Source organism: Acinetobacter sp. NIPH 2100 (genome assembly GCF_000369805.1).
Taxonomy (GTDB): domain Bacteria; phylum Pseudomonadota; class Gammaproteobacteria; order Pseudomonadales; family Moraxellaceae; genus Acinetobacter.
In genome coordinates this window covers 1729839-1753436 of the sequence record NZ_KB850224.1, presented here as the reverse complement: position 1 = coordinate 1753436, position 23598 = coordinate 1729839, and the positions used below count along the sequence as shown (strand labels likewise).

General features: G+C 39.7%; 25 protein-coding genes and 1 riboswitch. Of the genes, 10 read left to right on the top strand and 15 right to left on the bottom strand.

Annotated elements, in window-relative coordinates; genetic code table 11:
- Positions 1–91: 91 nt before the first annotated feature.
- The 3 genes from F887_RS09865 to F887_RS09875 all read left to right on the top strand — a co-directional run bounded on the left by F887_RS09865 (position 92) and on the right by F887_RS09875 (position 2435).
- Positions 92–733, top strand: a complete 642-nt coding sequence (locus F887_RS09865) for a TetR/AcrR family transcriptional regulator (RefSeq protein ID WP_005293726.1) — start codon at positions 92–94, stop codon at positions 731–733.
- Between the two features lie 111 nt (positions 734–844).
- Positions 845–1765, top strand: coding sequence for an ornithine carbamoyltransferase (gene argF, locus F887_RS09870; protein WP_005293724.1), 921 nt, complete (start codon positions 845–847; stop codon positions 1763–1765).
- A gap of 145 nt (positions 1766–1910) precedes the next feature.
- Entirely contained in the window at positions 1911–2435 is a 525-nt protein-coding gene (locus tag F887_RS09875; protein ID WP_005293719.1) for a protein tyrosine phosphatase family protein, read from the top strand.
- On the opposite strand, the gene ispF is transcribed toward F887_RS09875, so the two are convergent.
- Entirely contained in the window at positions 2423–2914 is a 492-nt protein-coding gene (gene ispF / locus F887_RS09880) for a 2-C-methyl-D-erythritol 2,4-cyclodiphosphate synthase (RefSeq protein WP_005293716.1), read from the bottom strand. The two genes, F887_RS09875 and ispF, sit on opposite strands and share 13 nt — an antisense overlap.
- 98 nt (positions 2915–3012) lie before the next feature.
- Between ispF and F887_RS09885 the strand changes: the two genes are divergently transcribed.
- Positions 3013–3660 carry an A1S_1983 family putative colistin resistance protein gene (locus F887_RS09885; RefSeq protein WP_005293713.1) on the top strand — a complete coding sequence of 216 codons (648 nt, stop codon included), beginning with the start codon at positions 3013–3015 and terminating at the stop codon, positions 3658–3660.
- Positions 3661–3707: 47 nt separating this feature from the next.
- On the opposite strand, the gene F887_RS09890 is transcribed toward F887_RS09885, so the two are convergent.
- The 4 genes from F887_RS09890 to F887_RS09905 form a co-directional block, all read right to left on the bottom strand.
- Positions 3708–4952 carry a D-amino acid dehydrogenase gene (locus tag F887_RS09890; protein ID WP_005293711.1) on the bottom strand — a complete coding sequence of 415 codons (1245 nt, stop codon included), beginning with the start codon at positions 4950–4952 and terminating at the stop codon, positions 3708–3710.
- Positions 4953–5132: 180 nt separating this feature from the next.
- Positions 5133–5222, bottom strand: a riboswitch (glycine riboswitch).
- Positions 5223–5358: 136 nt separating this feature from the next.
- Complete coding sequence (locus F887_RS09895; RefSeq protein WP_171067460.1) at positions 5359–5850, bottom strand: hypothetical protein; 492 nt, start codon at positions 5848–5850, stop codon at positions 5359–5361.
- A gap of 115 nt (positions 5851–5965) precedes the next feature.
- Positions 5966–7360, bottom strand: coding sequence for a class II fumarate hydratase (gene fumC, locus F887_RS09900; RefSeq protein ID WP_005293705.1), 1395 nt, complete (start codon positions 7358–7360; stop codon positions 5966–5968).
- 115 nt (positions 7361–7475) lie between these two features.
- Entirely contained in the window at positions 7476–8483 is a 1008-nt protein-coding gene (locus F887_RS09905; protein WP_005293703.1) for an SDR family NAD(P)-dependent oxidoreductase, read from the bottom strand.
- Between the two features lie 69 nt (positions 8484–8552).
- Here F887_RS09905 and tusD point away from each other — a divergent pair, with 69 nt between their 5' ends.
- The 4 genes from tusD to F887_RS09925 are packed head-to-tail and all read left to right on the top strand — an operon-like array spanning position 8553 to position 9952.
- Positions 8553–8921, top strand: coding sequence for a sulfurtransferase complex subunit TusD (gene tusD / locus F887_RS09910; RefSeq protein WP_005293700.1), 369 nt, complete (start codon positions 8553–8555; stop codon positions 8919–8921).
- Positions 8922–8964: 43 nt separating this feature from the next.
- Positions 8965–9315 (top strand): hypothetical protein, encoded by a 351-nt coding sequence (locus F887_RS09915; protein ID WP_005293697.1) that lies wholly within the window; start codon positions 8965–8967, stop codon positions 9313–9315.
- Between the two features lie 11 nt (positions 9316–9326).
- A complete protein-coding gene (locus tag F887_RS09920; RefSeq protein WP_005293694.1) occupies positions 9327–9602 on the top strand; it encodes a hypothetical protein in 276 nt (91 codons plus the stop codon).
- Between the two features lie 38 nt (positions 9603–9640).
- Positions 9641–9952 (top strand): TusE/DsrC/DsvC family sulfur relay protein, encoded by a 312-nt coding sequence (locus F887_RS09925; RefSeq protein ID WP_005293692.1) that lies wholly within the window; start codon positions 9641–9643, stop codon positions 9950–9952.
- Between the two features lie 8 nt (positions 9953–9960).
- On the opposite strand, the gene F887_RS09930 is transcribed toward F887_RS09925, so the two are convergent.
- A complete protein-coding gene (locus tag F887_RS09930) occupies positions 9961–10824 on the bottom strand; it encodes a DMT family transporter (protein WP_005293689.1) in 864 nt (287 codons plus the stop codon).
- 124 nt (positions 10825–10948) lie between these two features.
- Here F887_RS09930 and F887_RS09935 point away from each other — a divergent pair, with 124 nt between their 5' ends.
- Positions 10949–12346, top strand: coding sequence for an aminotransferase-like domain-containing protein (locus tag F887_RS09935; RefSeq protein ID WP_005293687.1), 1398 nt, complete (start codon positions 10949–10951; stop codon positions 12344–12346).
- A 1-nt stretch (position 12347) separates the two neighbouring features.
- Here F887_RS09935 and F887_RS09940 read toward each other — a convergent pair whose 3' ends face one another.
- The 8 genes from F887_RS09940 to F887_RS09975 form a co-directional block, all read right to left on the bottom strand.
- Positions 12348–12830, bottom strand: a complete 483-nt coding sequence (locus tag F887_RS09940; protein WP_005293683.1) for a winged helix-turn-helix transcriptional regulator — start codon at positions 12828–12830, stop codon at positions 12348–12350.
- 172 nt (positions 12831–13002) lie between these two features.
- Positions 13003–14241 carry a molybdopterin molybdotransferase MoeA gene (locus F887_RS09945; RefSeq protein WP_005293680.1) on the bottom strand — a complete coding sequence of 413 codons (1239 nt, stop codon included), beginning with the start codon at positions 14239–14241 and terminating at the stop codon, positions 13003–13005.
- Positions 14241–15164: a bifunctional molybdenum cofactor biosynthesis protein MoaC/MoaB gene (moaCB, locus tag F887_RS09950; RefSeq protein WP_005152599.1), complete on the bottom strand. Its 924-nt coding sequence runs from the start codon at positions 15162–15164 to the stop codon at positions 14241–14243. Before moaCB ends, F887_RS09945 begins: the two co-directional genes overlap by 1 nt.
- Before the next feature lie 17 nt (positions 15165–15181).
- Positions 15182–15697 (bottom strand): molybdenum cofactor biosynthesis protein MoaE, encoded by a 516-nt coding sequence (locus F887_RS09955; RefSeq protein WP_005293677.1) that lies wholly within the window; start codon positions 15695–15697, stop codon positions 15182–15184.
- A 2-nt stretch (positions 15698–15699) separates the two neighbouring features.
- Positions 15700–15951: a MoaD/ThiS family protein gene (locus F887_RS09960; protein WP_005293674.1), complete on the bottom strand. Its 252-nt coding sequence runs from the start codon at positions 15949–15951 to the stop codon at positions 15700–15702.
- A 24-nt stretch (positions 15952–15975) separates the two neighbouring features.
- Positions 15976–17007 carry a GTP 3',8-cyclase MoaA gene (gene moaA, locus F887_RS09965; RefSeq protein WP_005293671.1) on the bottom strand — a complete coding sequence of 344 codons (1032 nt, stop codon included), beginning with the start codon at positions 17005–17007 and terminating at the stop codon, positions 15976–15978.
- Between the two features lie 292 nt (positions 17008–17299).
- Positions 17300–19579 (bottom strand): molybdopterin-dependent oxidoreductase, encoded by a 2280-nt coding sequence (locus F887_RS09970; RefSeq protein ID WP_005293668.1) that lies wholly within the window; start codon positions 19577–19579, stop codon positions 17300–17302.
- 18 nt (positions 19580–19597) lie between these two features.
- Complete coding sequence (locus F887_RS09975) at positions 19598–20476, bottom strand: MaoC/PaaZ C-terminal domain-containing protein (protein WP_005293666.1); 879 nt, start codon at positions 20474–20476, stop codon at positions 19598–19600.
- Positions 20477–20849: 373 nt separating this feature from the next.
- Here F887_RS09975 and F887_RS09980 point away from each other — a divergent pair, with 373 nt between their 5' ends.
- Entirely contained in the window at positions 20850–21728 is an 879-nt protein-coding gene (locus F887_RS09980; protein WP_005293664.1) for an SDR family oxidoreductase, read from the top strand.
- Between the two features lie 46 nt (positions 21729–21774).
- Here F887_RS09980 and F887_RS09985 read toward each other — a convergent pair whose 3' ends face one another.
- On the bottom strand, positions 21775–23184 hold the full coding sequence (locus F887_RS09985) for an iron-containing redox enzyme family protein (RefSeq protein WP_005293661.1): 1410 nt from the start codon (positions 23182–23184) through the stop codon (positions 21775–21777).
- Positions 23185–23598: the final 414 nt, after the last annotated feature.

Sequence of the window (23598 nt, the reverse complement as noted above, 5' to 3'; positions counted from 1 at the left end):
AGAAATTTTGACACACTCGTAAATTTCATAGCCATACAACAGATATGGTTTTTGCTATACTAGAGTCAACCCAACCACCCCAAAGTAGATAATGACTGATATTTGCTATCCAAGCTGTGCCAAACCTCAAACTCGTCGCGGAGAAGAACGTCGTCTTGCCCTATTATTGTGCGCAACCGATTTATTTCTCGAGAATGGTTATGAGGCAGTGTCTTTGGATGATATCGTTAATCATGCAGGTGGTTCAAAAACCTCTATTTATAAATACTTTGGCAATAAAGAAGGTCTATTTACAGCCATTTGCGATTATCGCAGGGAAGTATTTTTTAAGGGTGTCTGTTTTCCATATGTGCCAGAATCAACAGATTTAAGAAATTACTTGACCCAAACCCTACAGCGGTTTTATCAACACATCATTCAGCCTGAAAATATCGCCTTTATGCGCATGTTCACCGAACAAACGCAAAAAGACATACAGTTGGCGCATTACTTCTATGATCAATGTGCTTTAAATATTCAAAATACGATTGCCTTTGCGCTTGAGCAAGCCAGCAAGAATAATGAAATCTTTTGTGCTCAACCCAAATTTTCTGCAATGATGTATTTTGGAACCTTACGTGATGTTGAATGGCGTAATTTAATGGGTCTAGATGTCACTGAAAACGATGCAGAAATTATTGATTATATTAATTATTCAGTAGATTTATTTTTAAAGGCTCATCAAAAGGTCTAATTCTTTTGCATTTTTTTGAACCTATAGTATAGTATTCAATTCCTTTTTACCCACACCCATTAATCATCACTTAATTATTGTTTTTATTCAATAATTACTGGGGGAGCAAATATGGCGCTTCGGCATTTTCTTACTTTACGAGACCTATCCTCTTTAGAATTGCAACGCATTTTGGATCGTGCACAAGAACTTAAACGCATGCAACATAGCATTACGGTATATCAACCTTTTGCTGGTAAAGTTTTGGGAATGATTTTCGAGAAATCGAGTACACGCACACGTATTTCTTTTGAAGCAGGTATTTGCCAATTTGGTGGTAATGCAATTTTTCTTTCACCACGTGATACACAATTAGGACGTGGTGAGCCGATTGAAGATTCTGCACGTGTCATTTCAAGCATGCTGGATATCGTCATGATCCGTACTTTTGGTCACGATATTGTAGAACGTTTTGCCTCTTACTCGACTGTGCCAGTCATCAACGGTCTTACGGATGACCACCACCCTTGCCAGTTACTTGCTGATTTGCAAACCTTTCAAGAGCACCGTGGTAGCATCGAAGGTAAAACAGTTGCATGGATTGGTGATGGCAACAATATGTGTAACTCATATATTGAAGCAGCACATATGATGGGCTTTAAACTTAAAATTGCATCACCTGAAGGTTATGAGCCGAAGCCAGAATTTTTAGCTGAATTTGCGGACTGTGCAGAAGTGTTCAATAAAGCGGAAGACGCTGCTGTCAATGCGGACCTGATCGTGACTGATGTATGGGCAAGCATGGGGCAGGAAGAAGAACAGAAATTACGTGAAAAAGCGTTTTCAGATTTCCAAGTCAATGAAAAACTCATGGATTTGGCTCATCCTGACTGTCTATTCATGCACTGCTTGCCAGCACACCGTGGTGAGGAAATTTCAGAAAATATGCTGGACCACAAAAATGCAGTGGTGTGGGATGAAGCAGAAAACCGCTTACATGCTCAAAAGGCCTTGATGGAATTCTTACTCAACGAAAATCTTAAAAAAGATTAAGTTAAAAAAACAGCATCTCAGGATGCTGTTTTTATTTGTATGCATTCTAAATTGAACAGTGAAATAAAAACACTTATAGTAAGCTAAGCCCTTTAGAATAAGTTTCTCACGATATGAGAAACTCACTCAACATACAGCGGACGTTATGACTTCACTTGAACAAGCCTTATCTCAAATACCAAGCTTTTCTTTGGTGCATGAGCATCTGTTTAGCTCTGCACAACCAACGGCTGAGCAACTTCAACAGATCAAAGAATATGGTTGCAGTACTGTCATTAATCTTGCGACCAGCAAATCAGAAACGCATCTACCGAATCAAGACCAGACCTGCTTAGATTTGGGACTAAATTATATTCATATTCCAATTGACTGGGATGTGCCTTGTTCTGAGCAATGCTTGTTGGTCTTAGATCTTATTGATCATCTAGTACAGAACGAAATGGTTTGGCTGCACTGCGCTCAAAATATGCGTGTCAGTTGTCTGATGTATCTTTATCGTCAATTCTATATGAATATTGAGATGCCAGCGGCTCAGGAGCTGTTGCATCAAATTTGGGAACCCAATGAGACTTGGACAGGCTTAATTCATAGCATTACCTTACAACTACAAGGTCGTAAAGCAACGCAAGAACTTGAGCAATCATTAATGAATAGCAATCATTTTGCTTGATGTGAAATCAATACTGTTGCCGTTGCCAGGATACCTTCTTGGCGGCCAGTAAATCCTAATTTTTCAGTCGTTGTGGCTTTAATACTGATTTGAGTCACATCAACATCTAAAACATCTGCAATGCTTTGGCGCATCTCTAAGTTATGCTTTGCCAATTTAGGACGCTCACAAGCCACTGTAATATCTGCATTATTGAGTTGATAACCACGATCTAAAATCAACTGATAGACATGTTTAAGTAACAAGCGACTATCTGCACCTTTGTACTCTGGATCTGTATCTGGAAAATGCTGTCCAATATCACCCAGTGCCAACGCTCCTAATAAAGCATCACTCAGCGCATGTAAAACCACATCACCATCTGAATGTGCCTTTAAACCATGCGTATGTGGAATTTGAATACCTGCCAAAGTAACAAAATCACCTTCTTCGAAGGCATGTACATCCATCCCTTGTCCAATCCGAATTTGAGCAACCATATGATTTTCCTTTTACAATATACCGAACAAATCTTGTATTCAGGCTTTCTATTTCGCTATAGTACGTTGAGCAAATTAGACTGAAAGTATAAGTGATTATGCTGTTTAACACTGTAAGAAATCAATTAAAGAAATCTGGCTATATCATCACATTGAGTTGTTTTTGCTCAACATTTGCCTATGCGGAATCAATTGACTGCACCAGCAAGAATTTAAACACTCAAAAAATCTGCTCCAAGTCATATAAAGAGCAACGCCAGAAACTTAATGCCAAGTTTTTAACGGCCTATTTAGTAACCGATGCTCCGTTACAGTTATTGCACGACACCCAAACACTCTGGCTGAATCAAGTACAGCAATGCAAAACCAAAAGCTGTTATCAACAGCAATTTGATGCACGTTTGGACGATCTGAATTTTTATACCTCGATGAATCAAACTTTGACACAGCATTATCTAAAATATGAACAGGGCAAACTCGCAGCTCAACCTGTACATTTACAGATCCATCAACTGGATAAAGATAAACTCAAAATCGAAGGCACAGCATATCGCAACCCCAATAATCGTGTAGAAACGCAGACCTTGTCCTTACTGGCCTATAGCACGCCCGAACAAAAGGGCCAAATCATTGATAATGAAAAAAAATGCCAATATCAATTTGATTTTCAAAAAGCCTTATTGATCATTAAATCTGAGCAAAAAGATTGTGGAAGATTTACAGGCATCTATCGTTTGTACGATTAATGGTTTTAAGATTTAAAAGCCGATGTTCTCACATCGGCTTTTTTGATTCAGTTAGGGAATTTTTCTGCAATTTCTTGACTAATCAATACCGCAGTTGCGGCAGATAAAGTCCACCCCAAGTGTCCATGCCCAGTATTATAGAACACTCGAGCCTGTTTACCTTGTTTAACTACAGGCAACATATTCGGCATCATTGGACGTAAACCTGCCCACGGAACCACATGTTCAGTCGAAATATCAAAGTTTTGATTGACCCAGTTAATCAAAGGCTGAATCCGGTCAGCGCGAATATCCCGATTATAGCCATTAAATTCAGCTGTCCCAGCAATACGTAAGCGGTCTGCACCTAAACGCGAGGTCACAATCTTGGCACTTTCATCCAGTAAACTCACCCACGGCGCATTTTTCACACTACGTTCATCTTTCAGTTGCACCGTAATGGAATAGCCTTTGACTGGATAAACATTGACACTATCACCTAACATGTCGGCCAATTGGTAACTGCCCACCCCACCACATACCAAAATCAAATCTGCAACAATTTCAGTAATACCATCAGAGCTTGGATTGACATTTTCCGAGCTGTTTTTGCAATGAACAACCACTTTGTCTTGATTGAATTTGACATCAACAACATCTAAGCCAAAACGATATTTCACACCATATTGCTGAGTTGTTTCAGCTAAGCCAACTGAGAATTTATGAATATCTCCTGTTGCATCTCCCGCTGTGTAATACCCGCCAAAATAGTCGCCTGTTAAAGTAGGCTCAATAGCTCTCATTTCTTCTGGTGTAATCGCGTTCCGCTCCAGCTTACCTTCGACCAGCACATCATTGACCTTCTTAGCAATATCATAGTCTTCTTTGGTATGATACATATGTAAAATGCCGCGTTTTTCCAAGTCAAACGAGATATTTTCCTTTTCTGCAATCTCAAACAAACGTTGTCTTGCCAGAAGTGCTAAACGCACTGTCTCTATGGTATTGGCTTTATAATTTTTAATATGCGTTAAAAACTCAATCAACCAGCGATATTTATGTGCGCTAAAGGATGGATTGAGCAATAAAGGGGCATCCTTTTTACTCATCCACTTAATGCCTTTAAGCACCGTTGCCTTTTGATTCCAAACTTCGGCATTACAGGCAGACAGTTGCCCGCCGTTGGCAAATGAAGTTTCCATGGCTGGAAACAGATGACGATCTATCACCGTCACTTCATAGCCAAATTTATTTAATTCATAAGCAGACGTTACACCCGTAATCCCCGCACCAATGACAACAACATGTGGCATAGCAAACTCCTAGAAATGCATAACATTTCTTAATGCATAGCCCCATCTGTCATGGTACCTGAGAGTTTTGGCAGATGATTACCAATTAATCATTTAGCCTTCCCCTTCGGTGAGTGTTTATCATAGAAGAAAAATGGTTGTTAATTTCTATAAGTTGAGCACTGCTCTCCAGATTGTATTTCTATTATTACAGTCCTTCTGCCTGAGAGTTTCCGGGGTCGTTGCTCCTTCGGCGAGTTCATTGAAGAACTTCTCTCCCGCAATAATATTTATATCCTTATAAGCAATATATATGCCGCATAAAAATACAGACACTAAATTCTTGTAATTGTTTGTAGATTAAGATTTATGCGGTTTAAAATCAGCTGAAGCATAAAAAAGCAGACCTAAAGTCTGCTTTTCAACATTAAAATTTGCATTGCAAAATTTGTTCTGGAAACTGTCCTTTCCACAGTTCACGTAACGTTGGTAAATAGAATTTTTCACCAATCATCACCAATTCAGCATCGATCAGCGCATGAATCTCATGCATTAATACATAATCCAAGGCAATCAAAGATAATTGGGATTGTTTCTGTGCAATTTGCTTACGATTGCTTTGTGCTTTTTTCACCAATTCATTGGCAAAGTTTTTATCTTTATAAGTGGTAATCGCACTTAATCGCAATTCGATAATGCCCCAACCTTCTAATAATTTTTTAAAAATTTCAAAATCTTTAGAAGTCGCTTCCCAAGTTACATTTTCCAGATCATTGTCCTCTGGCAATACAGGTAACAATAAATCAGCGGTGCTCGGAAAAATTTTCTTTAAATTCAACAGAAACTTAACAGGATTTTCATTTGGAAGATCAGAAAACTGGATGTTGGTTTTTGTATCCGTTAAATAAATATTCAGCATAAGGAAGCAACAGTCTGGTAAATCAAACGAGTATTGTACGCAGTTCACTTTATAAAAACTACTCATAAAAAAATCCCTCTAACAAAAGAGGGATTTTGTATTACAAATAAAGAACTTACTTACTATTTGGAGAAACCATATTTTCAGGTTTAACCACTTCATCAAATTGCTCAGCAGTGACTAAACCAAGTTCAACAGCAACTTGCTTCAAGGTTTTATTTTCCTTATAAGCAGTTTTTGCGACTTTAGCAGAGTTTTCATAACCAATCACAGGATTCAACGCAGTGACCAACATCAATGAGTTATGTAAGAAGTGATCAATCTTGTCACGATTTGGTTCAATACCCACCGCACAGTGATCATTAAAACTATTACATGCATCGCCCAACAACTGAATTGATTGCAGCAAGTTATAAGCAATCACAGGCATAAATACATTCAGCTCAAAGTTACCAGAAGCACCTGCCACATTAATCGTAGTGTCATTACCTAAAACCTGAGCAACAACCATAGTCATTGCTTCACTTTGGGTCGGATTGACTTTACCTGGCATGATACTTGAACCAGGCTCATTCTCTGGAATACGAATTTCACCGAATCCACAGCGTGGACCACTCGCTAACCAGCGAATATCATTGGCAATTTTATTCAGACTAGCAGCAAGTGTTTTTAATGCACCAGAAGCAAATACTGCAGCATCACGGCCTGCCAATGCTTCGAACTTATTCGGTGCAGTCACAAAAGGCAGACCTGTTAATTCTGCTAATTGCTCAGCTGCTTTAACCGCATAATCTGGATGTGCATTTAATCCAGTACCTACTGCTGTGCCGCCCAAAGGCAATTCATATAGACCTGAGAGAGCTTGCTGCAAGCGCTTCAAACCATGCTCTAATTGTGAAACATAACCACTAAACTCTTGTCCTAAAGTCAAAGGAGTCGCATCTTGCAAATGGGTACGACCAATTTTAACAATATCATCAAACTCTTCTGACTTACGCTGTAAAGTCTCTTTCAACTTCTCAACAGCCGGGATGAGTAATTCATTGATTTGAATACTTGCAGCCACATGGATTGTGGTTGGGAACGAGTCATTGGTTGATTGTGCACGATTGACATGATCATTTGGATGTACTGGTTTTTGTGCACCCAATACTTGTCCTAATTTCTGATTGGCAATGTTTGCAATGACTTCATTACAGTTCATATTACTTTGCGTACCTGAACCTGTTTGCCAAACCACCAATGGAAATTGTGAATCCCATTGTCCAGCAATCACTTCTTCAGCAGCACCAACAATATATTGGCTTAAATCTTCAGGGAGTTGTTTTAGTTCAGCATTGGTAATCGCAGCTGCTTTTTTCACCAGACCCATCGCACGAATCATGGCACGTGGCAGGCGCTCTTGACCAATCTTAAAGTTCTGTAAACTTCGTTGCGTTTGCGCACCCCATAAGGCTTCATTCGGAACTTCAATGTCACCCATTGTGTCGTGTTCAATTCGCATTTGCATAAACAACCTCTGCTCTATTTGGTTAAAGTACTTACGGGCTGAAGCAAAGTGATGCTTTGGCTAGTTGCCGTTATCCTAATCAAAGCAGGCACAATTGTAAATAAGAATCATTATCTCAATTACCTTTTAAGGTATTCAAATAAAAGCGCCATTCATCTTCAATCATTTGTGTTAAAGACCGTTTTGGTGACCAGTTAAGAACTGTCTCTGCCTTCTCAATTGTTGCACCTAATTGTGCAATCTCATCATGCTGAAATACTGCGGGTTGAACATTGACCTTGGCCTGAGTGACCTTCTCAATTTCATTAAGTAAATTTTGAATAGAGGTCACTTGTGAATGCGCGATATTGAATGATTCCAAGCAATTATTCTGTGAACTTAGCCAATTTAAGGTCATTAAAATAGCATCACATGCATCTAGTACATGTAGGAAACTTCGCTCTACAGTACCATCGGCAGTCGGTGCTTGGTTCTGTAATTCAATACATTCACGCTGCATTGCAGCAACTTGTAAAGCCAAGGGTACGATATTCTTCGGAAGTTGAGTAACAAATTCACCTAATACACCATGCTCAAATGCACCCACAATATTGGACAAACGCAGATTTACGATCCGCCATTCAGGGTCTGCACGATAGGTATCAGCAATGATATCTTCAACAATTTGCTGGGATCGAACATAAGGATTTGAATATTTATAATTGAACTCAGTATTTTCCTTGAGTTCAGCACTCGATTGACCATAAACGGCCAGACTGGACAAATTGATTAACTGCCTTACACCCATCCGCTGCATTGCTCTGAGCAAGCTCATAATGCTGCTAACATTATCATTATAATATTCAAGCGGTTTTAGCGCAGATTCTTCTAGTGATTTAAAACTGGCGGTATGAATAACCGTATCGATTGAATACTGTTCAAACACTTTGTTCAAGGCTGGGGTATTACGAACATCAAGCTTCGCGAATGGGATATACATTCCCGAAATATATTCCAGTCGCTCCAATGTCTGCAGGGTCGAATTGGCTAAGTTATCTACAATGACTATCTCTTGCCCATGAGCCAACAAACTCAAAGCAATGTGTGAACCGATAAAGCCTAAACCACCTGTCACCAAAATCATTGTATACTTACCTTCCCTTAAATCTGTCCATCATCAGTTTTGCCAACTTCAACCCATAGTGAATATTCAATGAGTACACTACTGCTAATTACTTCTGCGCCTACATCAATTATGGCTTGGCATGCGTTTGGTTTAGCTCAAGCTTTACAAAGTAAGCATGAAGAATTTCGTGTCTTCTTTTACCAAGATGGTGTTCAGGTTGCGAATGATTTACAGTGGTTTCCTGATGATCAACGCAACCTAAAACAAGAATGGCAAAAGCTTGGCATTCGACTCCCTGTCTGTGTCAGTGCTGCCCTTGCTCGGGGAATCACTGATGCGGACAATGCAAAACGTCATTCACTTCAGCACCACAACTTAGCCAATGGCTTTGAACTTGTGGGCCTCGGAGAGCTTGCTGACGCAGTGCAAAGCTGTTCTCGATTAATTCAATTTTAATTAAAGTTCTTTACTACAGTGTTGCTTTGAAAAGGTAAATTGTGTGAAATCTGTACTCGTCATCCTAACGCAACCTAACTTAACAAGTTTGCAAGTCAATGAAAGCTTGTCCGCAACTATGGTTTTAGCAACCTTTGGTATTTCTGTCAAAGTATTATTAAAATGTGCGGCTCTTAGCTTATTAAACAATAATTTAGAATTTGATCAACTTAAACACGAGTTCAAAATCGCAGCCAACATGGTCGAAAGTTTCGAATTCTACGATTTAACACCAATTCTAATTGAATCTAAAAATCAAGAGCTTAGCATAGTCAAAAATACCGATCAGGACATTGAATTTATTGATCTGAATCCTGAGTTTATTCAATCATTTGATCATATTCTGTATTGGTAAGGTGCCTTGCTATGGAAAATACAACACTCATTTTAGTTCAATCTACAGCTGATCTGATTTGGTCTGATCTAGTAAAAATGGCACAATCTGATGACTGTATCGTACTTATGGGTGATGCTGCTGCTCAAGTGCCTTCATCCATTACAACGATTTATCACAACATTTATTGTTTAACCAATGAATGCAGCCTTCTTTCTGATGACGTGAAAGACCAAATTCAGGAAATTAACTATGCACAATTTGCAGATTTGGTCTTAAAGTTTAAGCGCTGTATTTCATTGAAATAATATGTATTCGATTCATTCAAAATTTTGTTAGGCTTTTTATGCAGTTAGAGTTAGATCAAGACGGTCATTTGGTTGATTACACTATTTGGAATCAAGACGTTGCTCAAGAGTTAGCAAGGTCTCTGGATTTACAGTTAACAGACTGGCATTTTGAAATTCTGCATGCAGTACGCCAATTTTACCAACAGTTTGGACACTCACCAGCCACACGTCCGCTCATTAAGTTTTTAATCAAAACTGTTAGTCCCGAGATTAACAATGCGGAATTACAGCAAAAATTTAATACAGGTTTAGTTGCTCGCCATTTGAGTCGTTTAGCTGGCGTGCCTAAACCTGCAAATTGCTTATAATTTTTGAGTTACGCAAATTTCTTGGCACAAGCAACACAGGCAATTACGGCAACTGTGACACCAAACATAGCTGGGCTTACTTGTTCATGTAATAAGGCTGCTGCTATGACCAAACCAAAGATTGGTTGCAATAGTTGAAGTTGCCCAACTGTAGCAATCCCTCCTTGTGCCAAGCCCTTGTACCAAAAGAAAAACCCAATCAACATACTAAATAAAGACACGTAGGCCAGACCAAGTTTTGCCGATGTTGAAATTTGTGCAAAGCTCACAGGCATATACAGATATGAAATGAGCAGCATGATCGGCAACGTGATGATCAGTGCCCAGCAAATCACTTGCCAGCCACCGAGATGCTTGGATAACTTGCCACCCTCAGCATAGCCAAAACCACACAGCAAGATTGCGGCTAACATAAAAATATCACCGTAATTGAATGCCCAACTTCCAGTTTGAATCAGCATATATCCAAAAACCAGTGATGCACCCAAAATTGCAAATAGCCAAAATACGAAATTCGGTCTTTCTCCGCCGCGTAACACACCAAAAATAGCCGTTGCCAAGGGTAATAATCCAACAAAAACGATGGTATGTGCAGCACTTACATACTGTAATGCCAAGGCTGTGAACAGAGGAAATCCAACCACGACACCAATAGAGACGTAAAGCAAAGGAAGCCAGTCCTTTCGCTCTGGCAATTGCTGCCGTGATAATAAAATGAGTACGAGCCCCAAAATACCTGCAATTGCCGCACGTGCAGCGGTTAAAAAGGTAGGGCTGAAATCCATAACTGCAACGCGTGTTGCAGGCAATGAGCCTGCAAAAATAATCACGCCAATCAGCCCATTCATCCAACCACTACTTAAAGTTTTCATTTAAATTCTCCAGATCTATGTCAAGAATTTAAACTGTGTTATGGTTTATGCACCATACACACTACAGTACAATTTTAAATAACTGTACTGTATTAACAACCAATACAGTCAATAATCAAATGCAATGAAAAGTACAAAGATTGATTTCGTGATACAACACATCCATGAGCAGATTAAAACCCGCTCATTACTTCCGGGCTATCGTTTGCCTTCGGTACGCGCTTTGGCGGGGTCATTGCATTTATCTATTTCGACCATTGTTGAAGCTTATGAACGTCTTGCTTCGCAAGGAATTATCGAAGCAAAAACAGGTTCAGGCTTTTTTGTTTCAGGGCCACTTGCCCCATTATCGATTTCTGAAATACATCCTCAAATTGATCGAAGCATCGATCCTTTATGGATTTCAAGGCAAGCTTTAGAAGCAAAACAAGGCGTTTTAAAACCCGGCTGTGGCTGGCTGCCTGATGACTGGATGCCACATGAAAATATCCGTAAAGCCATCCGTAAAGTCGCTAAAGCCAATCCACATATTTTAACCGACTACTCAACCCCACTCGGTCTTGCTCCATTACGGGAATTGCTCTCAAGAAAGATATTAAGCAAAGGTATTGAAGCAGGACCCAATCAAATCTTATTAACCGATTCTGGCACACAGGCGATCGATTTGATTTGTCGTTATTTCTTAAAACCCAATGATGTGGTTTTAGTGGATGATCCTTGTTATTTTAACTTTCATGCCTTACTCAAAGTCCATCAGATTCAAATCATTGCTGTCCCTTATACGCCTACGGGTCCTGATCTTGAGGCCTTTTCTCACGCGATTCAAAACCACAATCCTCGTTTATATATCACCAATTCAGGCATTCATAACCCAACAGGTGCCGTATTGACAGCAGCAACTGCATATCAGGTTCTAAAACTGGTTGAGCAATCCAATCTGATCGTGATTGAAGATGATATTTTTGCAGATCTAGAGCGACACAGTGCTCCTCGTCTTGCTGCATTGGATGGTTTATCGCGCGTTATTCACATCGGCAGTTTTTCTAAAACTTTATCTGGCTCAGTTCGTACTGGGTATATTGCAACCAAGCCAGAATGGATCGAAGACTTAACTGATATCAAAATCGCGACTTGCTTTGGTGGAAGCAACTTATCCTCTGAAATTTTATTCGCGGCTTTAACTGATGGGAACTATCGAAAATACCTAGACGAGTTGAAAGTCCGTTTGGCAAAAGCAATGGATGCAACCATCAAGCAGCTAGAAAAATTGGGAATCACAGCTTGGACTCATCCCTCAGCAGGAATATTTGTCTGGTGTGAATTACCAGAACATTTTGATACAGCACGCATTGCACAGCGCTGCCTAGAAAATGGCGTGATTTTGGCTCCAGGAAATGCATTCAGCCAGAGTCAAAATTTTAAAAACTTTATTCGTTTTAATGTCGCTCAATCATTGCAACCCAAGGTTTTTGAAGTTCTATCTCAAGCGATTCAACAAGAGACAGAACGACAAAATTTATAAATCAGGCGCTTTGCTTCTTCTGCTCTATAAAAGCAAAATAACCAGGTCCAGCCGCGACCCGAACATCTTTGGCTTGAATTGGTTGATCACACTCAGAACACACAACTTTCGGGTTGATTTTTCGACCGCAGTTTTTATGGGTAAATTCAACAGGTTTACCAAGTCCCATATCCATCCATTTATCCGCCCATTGCACCATTGAGAGAATGATTGGATAAAGGTCTAAGCCTTTGTCTGTCAGTTGATATTCAAAGCGCTCTTGACGATCAACATAAGGAACTTTGGTTAAAATCCCATGTTCGACCAAACGCTTTAAGCGCTCAGAAAGTACATGGCGTGTGAGCCCCAAACTCCGCTGAAAATCATCAAAACGGCGTATACCCATAAATGAGTTACGTAAGATGAGCATTGTCCAACGATCACCCAATACTGAAAGCGTCCTCGCCACTGAACATGGCTGGTCGCCAATTTCGTCCCATTTCATTGTTATCACCTTATCATTTTTTAGAGTTTTTAAAAGACATGGAATCTATGTCTTGAACCGTAATGCTTAGAAACTAAACAATATAAAATATACACTAAACCACCTTATCCATCAGATGCAATATTGGCACTTGGCTAAAAGTGACAAAAACATTGAATGTTACATAAATTCATCAATACGATGAATGATGAATGAATAAGCCGCTAAGCACTTGCCCTGCTTCTAGCTGAATATTGGCAGGAATACGCACCAGACTATTTGCTTGCATTAAATTACTTAACATATGTGATTGCTGTTTTGACAAACTCTGTAGCTTCAATTGCCCCTGTTCAAAATAAGCATTCATCCTCAAAAACCGTTCACGTGCATCTGACTTCAAATCATGTGTCAATACACCACTAAACCATTGCAAGGGCTGACGTTGATTCTGTAAAGCATCTAATAGCGCTTTGCCATAGACTTGCATACACACATAAACTGCGGCAGGATTTCCGGGTAAACCCAATATATAACATGCGTGATCTTGTTGTATAAACTCAGCAAAGAAAAGTGGTTTTCCTGGTTTTTGTTTTACTTTCCAAAAAACTTGTTCAAAACCTGTTGCAAATGTGCACGGCCGAACAAAATCATAATCCCCAACCGAAACACCACCGGTGGTGATAATGAGGTCATATTGATGTTTTAACTGTTCAAAACACTGACTTACATGTCCAGCTTCATCTGCAATATGCAAGATATCCACCTCTAAACCGTAGTCTTTCAACCAAGCTTTAAGCAACGGACCATTGGCATCAAAAACTTTAGCTGCCTGTAGGTCTTCTGGTGTTTCAGCAACTTCATCACCCGTAATCACCACCACAACTTTAGGCGCCCGAAATACATCAATGTGTTGTATACCAGCCATACTGAGTGCTGCGAGTGCACCAATATTGATTCGTTGCCCGACATCCGCCAATTGCTGGCCAGATTGCACTTCTTCACCGACAAAGCGAATATCGGCTTGAGGTTTGATATGTTCAATCAAGCGAATGGTGGAATCGCTTTCAACTTTAACAATTTCCTGTCGCGCGACATGGGTGGTACCATCAGGCGTCTTTCCGCCTGTAAATATCCGAATCGCTTGGCCATCAATAAGTTGATGCTGAGTTTCACTACCCGCTTTAATCTCGCCAATCACCTCGAAAGTACAATTTTGAAGATTCTCAAGCGTGCTGCTCAATGCATAACCATCCACAGCACTTTGTGAAAAACTAGGTAAATTCACCTTCGAACAGACCGCTTTGGCTAAATAGCGATTGAGACAATCCCCCAATGGCAGAGTCTCAACAGTTAAAGCTTTAGGTCGTGTCTGAACCAATGCTAAAGCATCATCGATACTGATCAAACCTTTTTCAGCGCCACATCCAGACATTATTCATATCCTCCCGGATGTGGTAAGTCTCGACATACATCAAAAATATGGACCAATGCAGGTAAGATTGCAGCCATTGATTCGCTTGCCCCACCACGACTTCCTGGTAAAGTCACCAGCAATGAGCGATCAATAAAACCAGCAACACCACGTGACATCGCCGCATATGGGGTTCGTTTTTGCCCAAATGAACGCGCGGCTTCCATTAAGCCATCTAATTTTCGTTCCAGTAATGGTTCTAGTGTATCCACGGTAATATCGCGCTTACCGATTCCTGTACCACCAACCGTCATAATACAGGCATAAGATTTGGTCAGCTCTAAGACCAAGTCTTTTAACTGATCAGCTTCATCGGGCAAAATTTGATAATGAATCGGATCAAAGCCTGCTTCCGTCAAGGTATCCACCACCGACTTACCTGCAGTATCTGGTTTACGACCCGCAGCAACCGTATCTGACAGTACAATCACTGCCGCAGAAACAGGTTGACGTAAAGTACGTTTAAAGTGTGATTTCCCACCTTTTTTCTTCAGCAACTTGCATTGATCCAAACACAGCTCTTCAGGTTCACAATGCGGCTTGAGCATATCATACAGGGTTAAACCTGCCAGACTCGCAGCGGTTAATGCCTCCATTTCAACACCAGTTGGACCAATGGTTTCAACCGTCGTCAGAATCACGACATAATCATCATGCAGATCATATTCAACATCCGCACGGTAAATTGGCAAAGGGTGGCAAAGCGGAATCAGCTCATCTGTTCGTTTGGCCGCCAAAATACCTGCAATACGTGCTGTTTTTAAAGCATCCCCTTTTTCTGTATTACCGTCACGCAATAGTTGGATGCAATGTGCTGGCGCATGTAAAACGGCTTGTGCTTCTGCAACACGATAACTTTCGGGTTTCATCCCAACATTTTTCATTTTAACTTCCTGACGCTTTATTCGTGTGTATGCTCATGTGCACAGTGTTGATGATGGTGGTCATGTTTATGAGAGTGGGAATGAACAACTTGCTCAGTCTGATCTTTACGAATACAGCAGCCCTCGACATATTGACTGGTTCCATCCATAAAAAACTCTTCTTTCCAGATCGGTACCTCATGCTTAACGCGCTCGACTGCCTCTTCACACGCTTGAAATGCTTCACGGCGATGGGCTGCATAAGCAATGGCAATAATCGCAGTTTCACTGACATCCAAATAGCCAATCCGATGCATCACCCGAACATAAGAGACTTGATATTTATCTTTAATTTCCTGTTCGATTGCACGAATCATTTTTTCCGCCACAGGCGTATAAGAAGTATATTTCAGTGCCTTAACTGCTTTGCCTTCATGATGGTTACGTACCGTGCCAATAAATATGTCAATGCCACCACATTCAGGAAATGACTGAATTGGATCAAAGCTGTCTAGGCTCAAAGCCTGATCTTGGACGCGGGCAAATTCACGCATATTTAACCTCCTGCTACTGGCGACAACAAGACTAAGGTACAGGACCTATCTAGTGCCGTTTGACGGGTCACAATATCTTCACCAATCGCACAGGCACATTTCTCCATGGCTGTGCTGGCATCTGGATACAAGCTTGTAATGTGTGACAATACATCTTTAACCATTTGATCTTCTGCAAACTCAAATGCCAGCGCTTTGGGTAATAACCGTTCAATTGCACCAAAGGCTTCTATTTTTATCTCAATCGTTTGCATATCTTCTCCAGACCACTTTCCTTCCTAACCACCCAGCATGTGCATGCTAATTTTACGTACCTGCTGATGTTGTATGGCATGATAACCCTGCGCTTTATTCCAAATATAAGGCTTAATTTTTTGCTCAAGATGATGAAATTCAACCTGTTTGAATTCAGATTTTTGTTTGATTGCTTGTAATAGATCGGGTTTTATATTTAAGCCCTGTCTAGCAAACAAACAATTATATAATTCGCCTTGGGCCGTCAATCGAATTCGGTCACAGTCACCACAAAATGAATGGGTAATTGTTGAAATAATACCGAGCTGATATTGATCATCCAGCTGATATAAGCGCGCGGGTTCATGCTGCTGTGCTAAGACCTGAATATCATAATGCGGCGCGAGTTGCTTTAAAATTTCCGCTTCACTCACCACGGCTTGATCAGTCCAATGCTGATCACCATCAAGCGGCATGAACTCGATAAACCGCAATGGGATCTGCTGTTGTTTGGCCCATTTCACCATAGGAACAATTTGGTCATCATTCTGACCTTGCATCAGTACACAATTAATTTTAAATGGCAGGCCAACTTTTGTTGCGGCTTCAATACCGGCCAATACTGGTGCAAGCTCTTTTTTGGTGAGTTGTTTAAATTGATGTGCATCCAAACTATCAAGGCTAATATTTAGATCGTCCAGACCCGCTTGCTTTAATTGCTCTGCATACTTCGCCAAATAGTGACCATTGGTTGTGATTGAAATACGCTTCAACCCTAAAGCTCTTAAATCTTGCAAATCACGAATAAAATGCACAACACCTTGACGCATCAAAGGTTCACCACCCGTGATACGGATGTTTTCAATACCTTGTCTAACCATGTACTGGCAGAAAATAAATAGTGCTTCGAAACTGAGTAGATCTTGTTTTTTCATCCATTCAGGATGTTCAGGCATACAGTAAATGCATTTGAAATTGCAACGATCCGTCACGGAAATCCGCAACTTGCGTTTAATACGACCATACTGATCTTGTAAGATCGGTATGCTCGCGTTATCTATTTCATGCTTCATCATATGCACTCATATTGTGAATCTTTTGACTGGGTTTAGCACAAGTTCTGTGCGTCCTTGTTTGACTCATCACAGTGAATTGTTTTTATTACAGCAATAATTATTCCAGTTTTAAGCCTTCAGTGTTGCCTCTGCTGCTTATTCACTCAAACCAGCAACTCTTTCAATCTATAAACAAAAATAGGCTTTGTCCTGAGTATTTTTGTTCAAATTGTTTTGCACCATTCCACAGCATGTTTTATTGCCTATGCAAGAAGATGGTGCAAATACATCATAAAATCAACTCTTCTATCGTCTAAGTATTTAAACGCTCTAAACGAACGGGTACATATTTATGATATGGCGTCTTAGACAATGGATCACAATGCTGAGCAGAAGTTAAACGATTCAGCTGAGGCCCTATTGGCTCACCACCACGGTAACGTAAGCCATAACCATGGGGTAATGACACTACACCCTTGCGCATTCCTTCATCAAGTTCAACCATGACCTGAATTTCCCCATGTTCAGAAATACACTGCAGCAGATGACCAGTTTCAACGCCAAAACTCAACGCATCATCGGGATTCATCCTCAAGCGGCCTTCAGCATCGACTTTACGCCATGCAGGGTCACGATAAATTTGGTTGGCGTTATAACTTCGGCGTTCACCTGCAAGTAAAATAAAGGGATATGCATCGGTCAAGCTCAGGGGCTGTTGTCTTAACTGTGCCAATTCGATAAACATCTCTGGAATCGCTAAACGAATTTTTTTGTCTTTATAAGCCAGCAAATCCCATACATCTGCATAGTCATGTTGAGACAGTACAACTCCAGAACGTTGCTGCAAAATGGTTTGGAATAATTTCACCCCCAGATTGAAGCGATTGCCTTCATAACCTGCTTGCTTCACAGCCTTATAATACCGAGCCGCATATTGCATACACAATGGAAGTAACAAGGCTGTAGAAGCAGCTTCATTGGGTAAGGTCTTGCCTAAAGTGCGATACACAATCGAGGCCGCAAATGGGGTCAACTTTTTGTTTCTCGCAAAATTCGCAGCAAGCGCACCAAAGTAAGCAAGATATGAGGTATTAGCCGAATCTTTTTCCGCGATTTTACTCAGGATAGGAAATTTTTTCGGTATCATTTGCATAGCTTCAAGCAAGCGTGTGTAGATCTCAGCCTCAGGCAAACTATTCCCTTGAGCTTTAAATAATGGATGACGTAAATGGAAACCATTTTTAGGAAATTCCAGATTAAACCCTGTGAATTCCCACTTTTCAAATTGACTATGTGCGGGTAAAACATAATGCGCTAAACGTGCTGTTTCAGTCATTGCTACATCCACAACCACCAATAACTCAAGCGACAGAAATGCTTGCTCGTATGCGGCTGTATCTGGATAAGTCAGTAAAGGATTACAGCTATCAACAAATACCGCACGAACACGCTTTTCTCCTGCCTGTAAGATTTCATCAGGCAAAATATTGGGTGGGAAAAAGCCAGAAATCGGGAACATTTTATGGTAAACCGTACGGCGATATTTTGGATTACGCTCATCGGTATTGGTCAAAATCGGGATAAACATAGTATGCAGGTTATTGCTACCTTGTTTGCCAAAATGACCTGCCAATAAATACAAAAGCTTTTCAAGATAACCGTTCAAGGTGGTGTTCAAGGTATGTTGAATGCCTAAGTCGATCCGTACACATCCCCGCTTTGCACGAGAAAAATCACGTACCACCTGATAAATCAATTCCACCGGAACATCTGCTTTCTGAATGTATTCTTCAATCGGAATCGCAAGAAATGCCTGTTTGACCTGATCAAAACCATGCGTGTGTTGCTGGATGAATTGATGATCATACAACTCTTCTCGCAACATAATCGCGATCATTGCTGACATCAGATAAGCATCGGTTCCAGGTTTTAATTGCACATGAATATCAGCTTGTTTCGCGGTTTCCGTCACCCGTGGATCAAAAACCACCATCATTCGATTTGGATCTTTTTTGATATGTTTTAAGGTATCTCTTGCATTTGGAATACCATGTGCCTGAAAGGGATTGGTTCCGATAAACAGTACATAATCTGCATGCTCAACGTCTTCGGTGGTATGACAAGCCTGACTGCCGAACAAACGTCCATTAACCCAGAAATCACCCGTTTTTTCTTGAGCCAATGAATTGTAGGAATAGAAACTTTTCATCGCATAGAGCAATTGACGGCCATACGCTGCACCTAAATGATTACCCTGCCCAGCGCCGCCTACTGATGCAAATGCAGTTCCACCATGCGTATCACGAATTTGTATCAACTGTTGAGCAATTTCCTGAATTGCTTGATCCCAACTGATCTCTTGATATGAACCATCCGCCTGACGTTTTAACGGTGAAGTTAAACGGTCAGCATGTTGTTGATAATGCTGTAAACGTGCGGCTTTTTGGCAAATATAACCTTGTGAAAAAGGATTCTGATCATCACCTTTAATTTTCTTGAATTGGTTATCTTCAATTTCTACACTGAGTCCACAATTACGTGAACATAAAATGCAAGCGGTTACATCCTGTTTTGTTGCCGTAGCAGTCGTCATTTTTATCACCTTATTATGTTATGAATATTGACCCATTAAACAGATTTGTCCTGCCGAGCCCACAACCCGAACATAGTTTTGTGTTGGTTCGGTACTGATCTCAACTTGATTATGTTGTGACGGTAATTTCACTGGCTTTAAAAAGCGAACATCAATTTGCTGTATTGTCTCAGGCAATAATTCAAAACTACGCGCAAACATGCCAAATCCATGCAAGACCTTTTGACCAAAGCTTGAAAGTTTTGCCAAAGGACCGACCCAATGGATTGGATTAAAATCACCTGTCAATAATGCGAATTTAAAGCCATCATCTGCTGTCGCAGACCATTCACCCAAACTTTGCCAAGTTTTATGTTCTATTGTTTCTGTACGTTTGGTTTTCTCAAAATGAGGCAGAATAAATGCCATGTGCAGCACGGTTTCAACTAACTCAGGTTGGGCAATCGTACCCGTGGTGATTTGCACAGAAACACGTGCTAGACCATTTCGTTCATCTACATTTGCAATTTTAGCTTGGATGAGCAGTTCCTGATCTCGTGGAATCTTGCCATGCACCTTGATGCTGACCCCTTGATTAATGACTTGGCTCAATGGATAGTGGGTTTGTAAAAGCAAACGCGTTGCAAAGGAAAGTCCCCATTGCGACACCATATGCGGCGGAATAGAAGTTTGATATTTACTGGCTTCGGCACCACTCCATCGCACATATTGATCTATCAATTCAAGGCTTGGAGGATTGATCACTTCATTAATTGGTGCTAACGACTGCCAATCGGTCTGCTGCGTTTGCTGCTGCTTTTTGAGACTACGCAAACCTATTTTTCCAAGCCCTGCCAAAGTTGCCTGATGTTCAAATAAAACGTGCAAGGGTATTTGCTGGTAACGAATGCCAAACATATGAAACTCCTGTTCCTTTATTTTTCTCACTTCCCAAGCCATAGTGGGGTAAATTTCAGTCCTGATCGGACACGCCTGATATGCTGAAAGCTTAATTAAGTTCCAAAATAGAACTCATTTACCTAAAGGTCAAGTGCACTCATCATAAATTTAAAAATGAAATGTTAAGATTGAATAAGGCTGGTAGGCTTTGATAAAACAACTAACATCAAATATATCAACTCATTTTTATAAAACAGTACAAAGAGATTTTCTTGAATTCCTCTACCTAAAAAATACAATTAAAACCAATCAAAACATAGTCCTTACTAAAATTAACAAGCTTTTAAAAGATCATTGAACTTATGGTTTATACGTTTAAAGGATACTCACAATGAATAATCAATCGAACCATTATCCTGCTTCTGCGCCAGCGCAACATCAGCAGCATCAACCTGGTCATCAGGAAGCCATGCACCCAGAACCGGAAATCATTAAGAGTACGCATCAAGGAAGCAACAAGCTCAAAGCTAAAGTTGCCCTGATTAGTGGTGGCGATAGCGGTATAGGACGCTCTATAGCTGTCCTCTTTGCTCGAGAAGGTGCTGATATTGCTATTATTTACTTAGAAGAAGATCAAGATGCTGAAAAAACCAAACAGCTTGTAGAACAAGAAGGCCAACAATGTTTACTATTAAAATATGATCTGAGCGATCCCCAAGTCTCACAAAAATGTGCTGAAGAAACCATAAAAGTTTTTGGAAAGATCAATATTTTGATCAATAATGCTGGTGTACAGTTTCAGCAAAAAGAAATTGTGAATATCAGTACCGAGCAACTGGAAAAAACCTTTCAAACAAATATTTTCTCCATTTTCTATCTCACCAAAGCTGTGCTCCCCCATTTAAATGAAGGAGACAGTATTATTAATACCACTAGTATTACCAGTTATCATGGCCATGATGAGTTAATCGATTACGCAAGCACAAAAGGTGCAATCACGACATTTACCCGTAGCTTATCCAACAATCTCATGAAGCAGAAAAAAGGAATACGTGTTAATGGCGTCGCTCCCGGTCCAATTTGGACACCTTTGATTCCCAGTAGTTTTGATGCTGAAACTGTAGCAAAATTTGGTCAAGACACGCCAATGGGACGGATGGGACAGCCCAGCGAAGTTGCACCTGCATATTTATTTTTAGCTTCTGATGATGCCAGTTACATCACAGGGCAAGTAATTCATGTCAATGGCGGTGAAATCGTCAATGGATAAGTGAAAAAGCCTCCAAAAGGAGGTTTTTTATCTTGATTAGAACTGACTAAGATGATGAATTTTTTAAATAAGGAAATAGTAATTCAACGTATTTCTGGGTACTCCACAACCCTATGCTTTTATGATGAGATTCGGGCGCCAAGAACGGAATTAACTGACATAACTTCAATGCGAAATTATCGGTTTGATTCATCTTTCTCTGTAAATTTTCCAGTTCACCGTCTGAAATATAGCTAAAGAGAAAGTCATGTAAAGGTTGATCTTTATTTTTATTATGATGATAAGGAGCAACGGTTGCCGAGTACTGGCCGCCAGCAATCCAATCATAAATAATCTGTCTTTCTGCGGTAGTAAACACACCGTACATCTTCCCATCTTCATGACTGATCATTCGCCAGAACATACTTTGTTCAGGATCAAGATTAAATTTAATCCATTTTTTCTCAACCAGTTGCTGAATAAAATTACTCATTTCCTGCGGATTTGCTAACCACTGATTAATAGACTTACATCCGATCAATTGCTTCTGGTTATGCACTGATTGGCCGATCATCGCCTTGCGCTTTAAAATTTTATGAACGAAACTTTCCAGATCAAGATTTTGAATAACCTGTGAGGATAAAATTCCATGCTGATTTAAGGCATAGCCACGTTTCACTTTATCCATAAAAATTGTTTTATCTTTATATTTTTTATATACATTTTCCAATACCTTCAAAGACTTATGTGCATGACCATTGGCTAGATTATCAATCGTAATATGTAAGTTAAAATATTTGGCATCAATACCTAACTCTTTAAGTTCATAATTGGTAATTAAAAGATGTAAAGGGAGTTGTTCGTATCCTAGATTGAAGCCAATAATCTCTGGAATAAATTCAGGGGGCGCATATCCGAAAGCCAATTGAATAGCGGCGTGATGGTAATATTCATCATCAAGAAAAAATTCAAAATCATCTAAACCCAGATTGCGAAGCAAATCATCATATATACATACATGATTGGATTTTGCCTGCCCTAGCCCTAGTTCTTCCAAATAAATCACAATCAGGTCATGAAAAGTCGGATCATTCCAATAATTGACGATGCTGTATAGCCAAGCACCGTCTACCTTTTTGGTCGGTGCGACTTTCACTAAAAACTCAAAAGCCTGTCCTATATTTTTAAAGTATTGACGTTCTTCTCCAGACTTCCGATGAGATAAATATTCTTGGTAGCTTTGACATACTTTTCTATTTTCAGATTGATACCAATCTTTTATTTCCTCAGCATTATTGGGTATATATGATTTTTTTACGTTTACAATTTCTAATTCATGAATTAATAAATTAACGGCTTGCTTTTCTTTTTCAAAATTAGATATATCTCCATCTAGAAAAAAACTAACTAACTCGTAATATTTTTTATGATCATCCTGTAATAAATCAAGCAATCTTTTTTTTACAACGACTGGCATTTTCATTCTCCGAATCGAAAATATAAGATCACATTACGTTGTTCATCCCTGACTCCTGCTTTAATTTTGTTAATTCTGGTTAATATTGCAACAACACTATTTAAAATACGATCTATATCAAAACCCTATGATTAAAGGCTTGTTACATTCTAATGTTTTGAATTATTTATTTAAAAATACATCATAAAAACATATAAAACCAAACTAAATCAAAGTTAAATGTTGCAACATGTAATCCACATATAAAGTTATATTAATACTGTTCTAAATTTAAAAAACAAAAAAAGATAAGTCATTAAAATAATAAAACTTATTGAAAATAATCGAATTACATTTAAATATAATGAAACAGGCTGGTACTATTTTAAAATTAAAAACATGTTTTAATTAAATCATCTGATTTACTCAGATAAA